This is a genomic window from Chloroflexota bacterium, from assembly GCA_014360825.1.
In the GTDB taxonomy this organism is placed as follows: Bacteria; Chloroflexota; Anaerolineae; order UBA2200; family JACIWT01; genus JACIWT01.
Map to the genome: position 1 here is coordinate 21,491 of JACIWT010000026.1, position 6,000 is coordinate 27,490.

5 protein-coding genes and 1 pseudogene are annotated in these 6,000 nt (G+C 55.1%); 2 read left to right on the plus strand and 4 right to left on the minus strand.

Annotated elements, in window-relative coordinates; genetic code table 11:
* Window positions 1–33: 33 nt before the first annotated feature.
* Complete coding sequence (locus tag H5T64_12060; protein ID MBC7265072.1) at window positions 34–2,007, minus strand: DUF2723 domain-containing protein; 1,974 nt, start codon at window positions 2,005–2,007, stop codon at window positions 34–36.
* 137 nt (window positions 2,008–2,144) lie between these two features.
* Complete coding sequence (locus tag H5T64_12065; GenBank protein ID MBC7265073.1) at window positions 2,145–3,338, minus strand: flavodoxin domain-containing protein; 1,194 nt, start codon at window positions 3,336–3,338, stop codon at window positions 2,145–2,147.
* 346 nt (window positions 3,339–3,684) lie between these two features.
* Here H5T64_12065 and H5T64_12070 point away from each other — a divergent pair, with 346 nt between their 5' ends.
* A complete protein-coding gene (locus H5T64_12070; GenBank protein ID MBC7265074.1) occupies window positions 3,685–4,398 on the plus strand; it encodes a C39 family peptidase in 714 nt (237 codons plus the stop codon).
* 238 nt (window positions 4,399–4,636) lie between these two features.
* On the opposite strand, the pseudogene H5T64_12075 reads toward H5T64_12070, so the two are convergent.
* Window positions 4,637–4,765 (minus strand): annotated as a pseudogene (locus H5T64_12075) (phage integrase N-terminal SAM-like domain-containing protein).
* A gap of 278 nt (window positions 4,766–5,043) precedes the next feature.
* On the opposite strand from H5T64_12075, the gene H5T64_12080 reads away from it, so the two are divergent.
* A complete protein-coding gene (locus H5T64_12080; protein MBC7265075.1) occupies window positions 5,044–5,502 on the plus strand; it encodes a TM2 domain-containing protein in 459 nt (152 codons plus the stop codon).
* A 168-nt stretch (window positions 5,503–5,670) separates the two neighbouring features.
* On the opposite strand, the gene H5T64_12085 is transcribed toward H5T64_12080, so the two are convergent.
* Window positions 5,671–6,000 (minus strand): glycosyltransferase family 4 protein (locus H5T64_12085; protein MBC7265076.1); only part of this gene is annotated, 330 nt, incomplete at its 5' end.

Here is a 6,000-nt window from a genome sequence, read left to right on the forward strand (position 1 = left end):
ATGTTGAGCGAAACCGCATCTGCGATGCGGCCCTCACCGAGCCGGTACATCTATCGGGGGAAGATAAACCACGCTCACCTCGCTCCCCACTACATTGAGGTTGTGCCAACCTCCGCCATCCATGGCAGTGTACACAATGACTCCCAAACGATAGCGACCAGCAGGTATCCGGCGAGGGAACGGCACTTCGTAATAGTCCGCTACCACCTCGCCAGGAGCCCAGCGTGTGGTGGGATACATCCCCAGCACAGGATCTCGTCTATCTTCTGCCCAGAGTTGGGTTCCACTTTCGTCAAAGATGCGTAAGGAGATCGAATAATCCGCTTTCAGGGACCTGAGGGCTCGGAAATACAAAGTTAAAGGCCAGACGTAGCCAGTCGAAAAATCGGTCTGATAAAAGCGGAAGCCAACTAATTCGATCTCACCCTCTAGATTGACTCCTAACAGGTTGATGTCAGCGGGAATCTGGAGATCCGGCGTTGTCGTTACCTTTACCAAAGGCCCTGTACAAGTTAACCTGTGAGTCTCGCCAACTCCAGGTAGAGTCCTTGCCAGATAGGTGGGATGGCCGGTTGCCAACGCTTTCGGCCAGCGCTCGATAGGATATACCACTGTTACGTCCGGACGCCACCCTTCCACTTGTTGGAAGTACCACAATGGGGTGGCCTGCTCCCAATCTGCCACGATGATGCTATCCGGCTCAACAAACGGCAGACTATTGGCGACGAAACGCTGGGCCAGATAGCCGTTCTTTAGGTCCTGACGCCAGATATCGAGGGGGCCGCCATCCAAGTGCATCTCCCGGAAGGTTGGATAATTCCTCCAAAGTGGGATGGCGACAAACAACACCAAAGAGGCCAAAGCAATACTGGCTATCCCATAGCCAATGGCCCTCCATTGTGTGACCAAAGTTTCACTCGCTAACAATACCCAGGCAATTCCCTCTCCTATCCACAAGGTGAAAATCACAAATGAAGGCAAGGAGAAAACCCAGTGGCGAGGCACCTGGTATCCGGCAGCAAGCGTGCTTTGAAATATAAAGCCCAGAGCGAGAAACACACATAAAGGGTTGTGTGTTCTAACCTGTTGGATGATACCAGCCAGTCCGAGGATGACACCGTAGTGAGTAAACTGAGCCAGCAGGCTTTTCCCGTAGTCGGCTATTTTCTCCCCAAAACCTATATAGGGTTGGATGACGCTCAGATACCCTCTATCTAACAAGTAAGCCATCCATCCTTGCAACGAGGTCGGCCGCCATGTCCCTGGAGGAAGTCCCCGATTGGCGCCGATTGGCAGCCACAGGTAAAGGCTCAACGGCAGGGCTACCAGAAGCGCGATTCTGCCTGAATAGCGCCAATCGCTCAGCAAGTATGGATCGCGCCAGACCCAATAGCCGAGAAGAAGGGGGAGGAAGACCAGCATAGAACGGTGATGAGTCAGGCTTATCCCATAGCACAGGGCACACAAACTCAGGTTACGGTTACTGGGTACTCTGGACCACCGAACCAGCGTGAAGAGCACCAAGGACAACAGGAACACATTCAGGGCATATTTGTCTGCGATGATCGCTTGGCTCCAGAAAATCTCCGAGACGCCTAGCAACAGAGCAGCGAAGAAAGCAGCAAGTTTAGAGCCTGTAGATAACTGGATGGTGAGATAGATCAAACCCACTGCCGCTGCACTCACCAAAACCGAGAACAGATTCATCCGATAGGCCACCGAACCGATCGGCATGGTGGTCAACAACAATTTCCCTAATAGTGTCTGGAGGGGATAGCCTGTAGGATGAGTCAGACCAAGGATGGAAGGTACAAACTGGAGTTCACCGGCGTCTCCGCCTAAAGCGCCCGGTGCGATCGTTCTCAGGTAAAGCGCCAAGCAAGTCCCAGCGACGACGATCCCCAGCAGGGTGTTAACGCACTGCGGAGTATTACGACCGCTCCCGGATAGAGTGCCATGACGCACCCGATTGCTAATCCAACCAGTTGCAAGATCGAACCAACCCATCGTTTGTCTCTTACTGAGCAAGCGAAACAAGCGACAAGAGCAACAGCCGGGTGCAGCGAAGCAATGTTGCCTACAATTGTTACATGCTAAGAGCCGGTTCTAATTCATTTACAGTATACCACGAAGCATGGGTTTTGTCAATGAGACTTAATCCGTCGCGCGAACTCGCGCCCGAACTCCCATGCCCACGTCAGGTCCTCAGCGCTCGGCGCGAATTTCACCGCCAAGTTAGCCTCCACCACCTCGAACCCGGCCTCGCGCAATTGGGCCTCCATCTCACCCACCACCCGCGGCGCCCAGCCGTAGGAACCGAAGGCAGCGCCGAGTTTGCCCTTCGGCTTTAGCCCGCGCAGGTCGGCCAGAAAGGCGGCCATGTTGAGCAGCATATCGCCGTTATGCGTGCTCGACCCCACCACCAGCCCCCGCGCTTCCAACAGTTCCTTGACGACGTCAGTGCGGTCGGCCATGGGCAGGCCTCGCAGCGCCACCCCCACGCCCTCTTCGGCGATGCCCTCGGCGATGGCGCGGGCCAGTTGCTCGGTGGAACCCCACATGGTCTCGTAGACCACCAGCGCCCGGGCCACCGTCTCGCCCTGCGCCCAGCGCAGGTAGGCGTTCACGATCTGCATCGGATCTTTGCGCCAGATCACGCCGTGACTGGGGGCAATGGTCTCGATGGCCAGGCCCATCTTCTGCACTTCCTCTATCTTCTTGACCACCAGGGGGCTGAAGGGCAGGAGGATATTGGCGTAGTAGCGGGCTGCCTCGTCCCAGAGCACCCAGGGGTCCACCTGATCGGCGAAACGCTCGGCGCTGGCCAGGTGCTGGCCGAAGGCGTCGTTGGGCAGGAGAAGGGCGCGTTCTGGGATATAAGTGAACATGCTATCCGGCCAGTGGAGCATAGGCGCCTCGAGAAAAGTGAGGGAGAGGCCGCCCAGATCAATCCGGTCGCCTGATTTCACTACAGTGAAATCGCGGTCTAAGGGGCCGAAGTAGCGCCCCAGGCTCTCGGTGCCCTTCGCCGTGCAGATCAACTTGGCCTGCGGCGCGAGGGCCAGAACACGGGGGATAGCGCCGGAGTGGTCAATCTCGCCGTGGTTGGCGATGAGGTAGTCAATGCGCGCTGGATCCACAAACTCGCGAATGCGTTCGAGCATCTCGTCGGCGAAGGGAGCCGCGACGGTGTCCACTAAGGCGATTTTCTCCCCTAAGACCAGGTAAGCGTTATACGTGGTGCCACGAGGGGTGGTGTAGGTATAGCCGTGGAAATTGCGCACGTTCCAATCCACCGCCCCAACCCAGTAGACGTTCTCAGCAACCTGAACTTTCATTGTTGGTGCCTCCTTTATTTGTGTGGGGAATATCCCGCGATTCCGTGTTATTATACCGCATATGGGCGGGATTGGCTGTGACTTTGGTCACTGAAGCCAGCCGAGGTTTTGACAATCTATCCACAGATTCTTAGAATCCTTGTGCAAAGAGGAAAGGCCACGTGGCGAATCACAATGGCATCCAAGATGATACGGGGATGGCCAACGAGCCTCCACAAGGACCCAGATCTCGGCTCCTTATGCCGCTGTTTTTCATTGTCTTACTCCTTCTGCTCGGACTAGTGACCACTAGTTCCTTTCTAACGCGTGATACCAGGTTCGTCTCTCTCTCTCTCCATCTCCGTCTGTGACGACACCCGCGCCTACGCTAACCCATACTCCAACGCCTACATCTACCACCACTGCAACGCCAACTGCCATTCCCACCCAAACCGCCACGGTGTTGCCTACAGTAGTGGCTACCTGCCCAGCAGAGCGTGTCTTAGATGTACCACTTATCCCACAGGAGCGCCCTCTTTCATGTGAATTTGCTGCCATGCGAATGGTACTGGCTACTCTTCTTGGCCGCGCTCCTACTGAGGACGAAGTAATGTCTTGTGTCCCACGAGATGCTAATCCCCACTTCGGCTTTCGCGGTGACCCAGGCGGGCGCAATCGCAATGCTGATGGCTCTATTAATTGGGAGAATTATGGAGTCTACGCCCCGGCAGTAGCCTCTGCCCTCAACGCATGCTTCCTGGGGCCTAACGGTAAATTCGAGGCAATAGCGGCAACAGGGGTAACCTACTCAGAAGTGGCAGACTCTATTCTGCACGGCTACCCAGTGATCGTCTGGGTAGCAACAGGTCAGCCAGAGACAGTCGGCCTCCACACCCCTGAAGGTGAGATCACGCTGGTTGCCGGTGAACACGTATGGGTCGTGTACGGCTATCATGCCAATAACACATTCGATGTCCTTGACCCCTATCCAGTGAAGAGCGGCCGACGATTGCTCGCTCGACAGGCCTTTCCCAACTGGCGTCTCTTCGAGAACATGGCTGTTTTCATCGTGCCGCAGTAGGCGCAGTGGCCAGCCTCCACAGTTCAGGACGTGCGTGTAGATCGTTGTCGTTTTCACATGCTTGTAGCTAAGCAACTCCAGCACGGGCCGGATATCGTAGGCGCAAAGCGTCGCCTTGCCCTTACAAGCAGGTGGGTGGCGAAACTATGATGGAAAGTGTGGCAGTGACGTTCTGAACTACGGCTAAATGGGTAGAAAGGGCTTCGATTTCGGCGTTGCCTATCACTTGTGGATGTTACTTGCCGTGGAAAAGGATATAGCGCTTGATCCAGGCGACGTAAGCCTGCTCGGTGCGGATGGAATAGTGTTTGAGGCGCAGGGCGTCGCGGACTTGATCCAAGAGTTTCTTGGAGCGTTGCTCCACCATAGATCGCCTCCTCAAAGTTGACAAAGAGGGACTTGTATTCTATCATAAAACTGTTATCAGACCCACATCGCAAACCAGATTGCCCAATCCAGACTCTAAGGTGCTATAGCCGAAATTCGGCATAAGTCAACTCTTGGGGATGCTATGCCGAACCTATTCTATGTAGAAACCGAGGCAGTTAGGGCCGAAATAGTTCGGCATACTCAATAGTTATGCGGCGTCAAAGGAATGGCAATTGCAACAAATCACAAAAACCGAATCTCTAAGGAGGAATCACAATGAAAGGTCAAATACTAGACTTTTCGGTTCAGGAGAATTCTGGCGTCATCTCCGGATCTGATGGTGCGAGATACATTTTCAACGGAGCGGATTGGAAGGGCGATCGCCCGCCTTCTCGTGGAATGTCAGTCGATTTTGAGGCCGATGGCAATCACGCCAAATCCGTGTTTCTTGCATTAGGTAGCACCGCATCAGGCTCGAAGGACAAGACAGCTGCGGGACTGCTGGCTATTTTTCTCGGTGGCTTAGGGATTCACAAGTTCTACCTTGGGTTCACCGGCCCAGGTCTTGTGTATCTTCTCGTCAACACCATCGGGCTTGCGATTACTTGGATGCTCCTTTTTATCCCCAATATTGCCCTCGAGGTGATGGCTTTTGTTGAGGGAATCATCTACTTGACGAAATCCGATGAGGAATTCGAGCAGATGTATGTAGTCCAGAGGAAGCAGTGGTTCTGAGTTGATATGAACGTTTTGCTGTCTGACGGCGTAGGCAACCGCATAACAAGGCGCTGCACCTGACCGCTATTCCGCTGCGCTCCATAGCGGCAGGTGAGCTTTAACGTTAGGACAAGAGGCTGACCTTATCACACGCGAGGTCAGGTGGCTTCATTCCATAAGCGCTTCTTACCAATCCTTCACCGCTGCCCGTTCCCTCACGATACGCTCGTACACCGCTGCTGTCCGCTGGGCGATACGGTCCCAACTGTACTCGGTGCGCACTATGCGGTAAGCGGTTTCCGCCCTCTGGCGTGCCCAGTCGGGCCGCGCAAGAGTATGGTTGATGCCCCAGGCCAGTGAGTCCACGTTGTCCGGGTAAACGAGCACCCCCGTCTCCCCGTGCTTCACTACCTCGTGTAGGCCTCCCACATCGCTCGCCACTACCGGCGTTCTCGCTGCCATAGCCTCCAGAGCCACGATACCGAAGGGCTCGTACAGGCTGGGGAAGACCGCCAC

What these genes read in the sequence shown, in the direction of transcription:
- H5T64_12060 (MBC7265072.1), bottom strand. Translation starts at nt 2,007, where the DNA reads ATGGGTTGGTTCGATCTTGCAACTGGTTGGATTAGCAATCGGGTGCGT.
- H5T64_12080 (MBC7265075.1), top strand. Translation starts at nt 5,044, where the DNA reads ATGAAAGGTCAAATACTAGACTTTTCGGTTCAGGAGAATTCTGGCGTC.
- H5T64_12065 (MBC7265073.1), bottom strand. Translation starts at nt 3,338, where the DNA reads ATGAAAGTTCAGGTTGCTGAGAACGTCTACTGGGTTGGGGCGGTGGAT.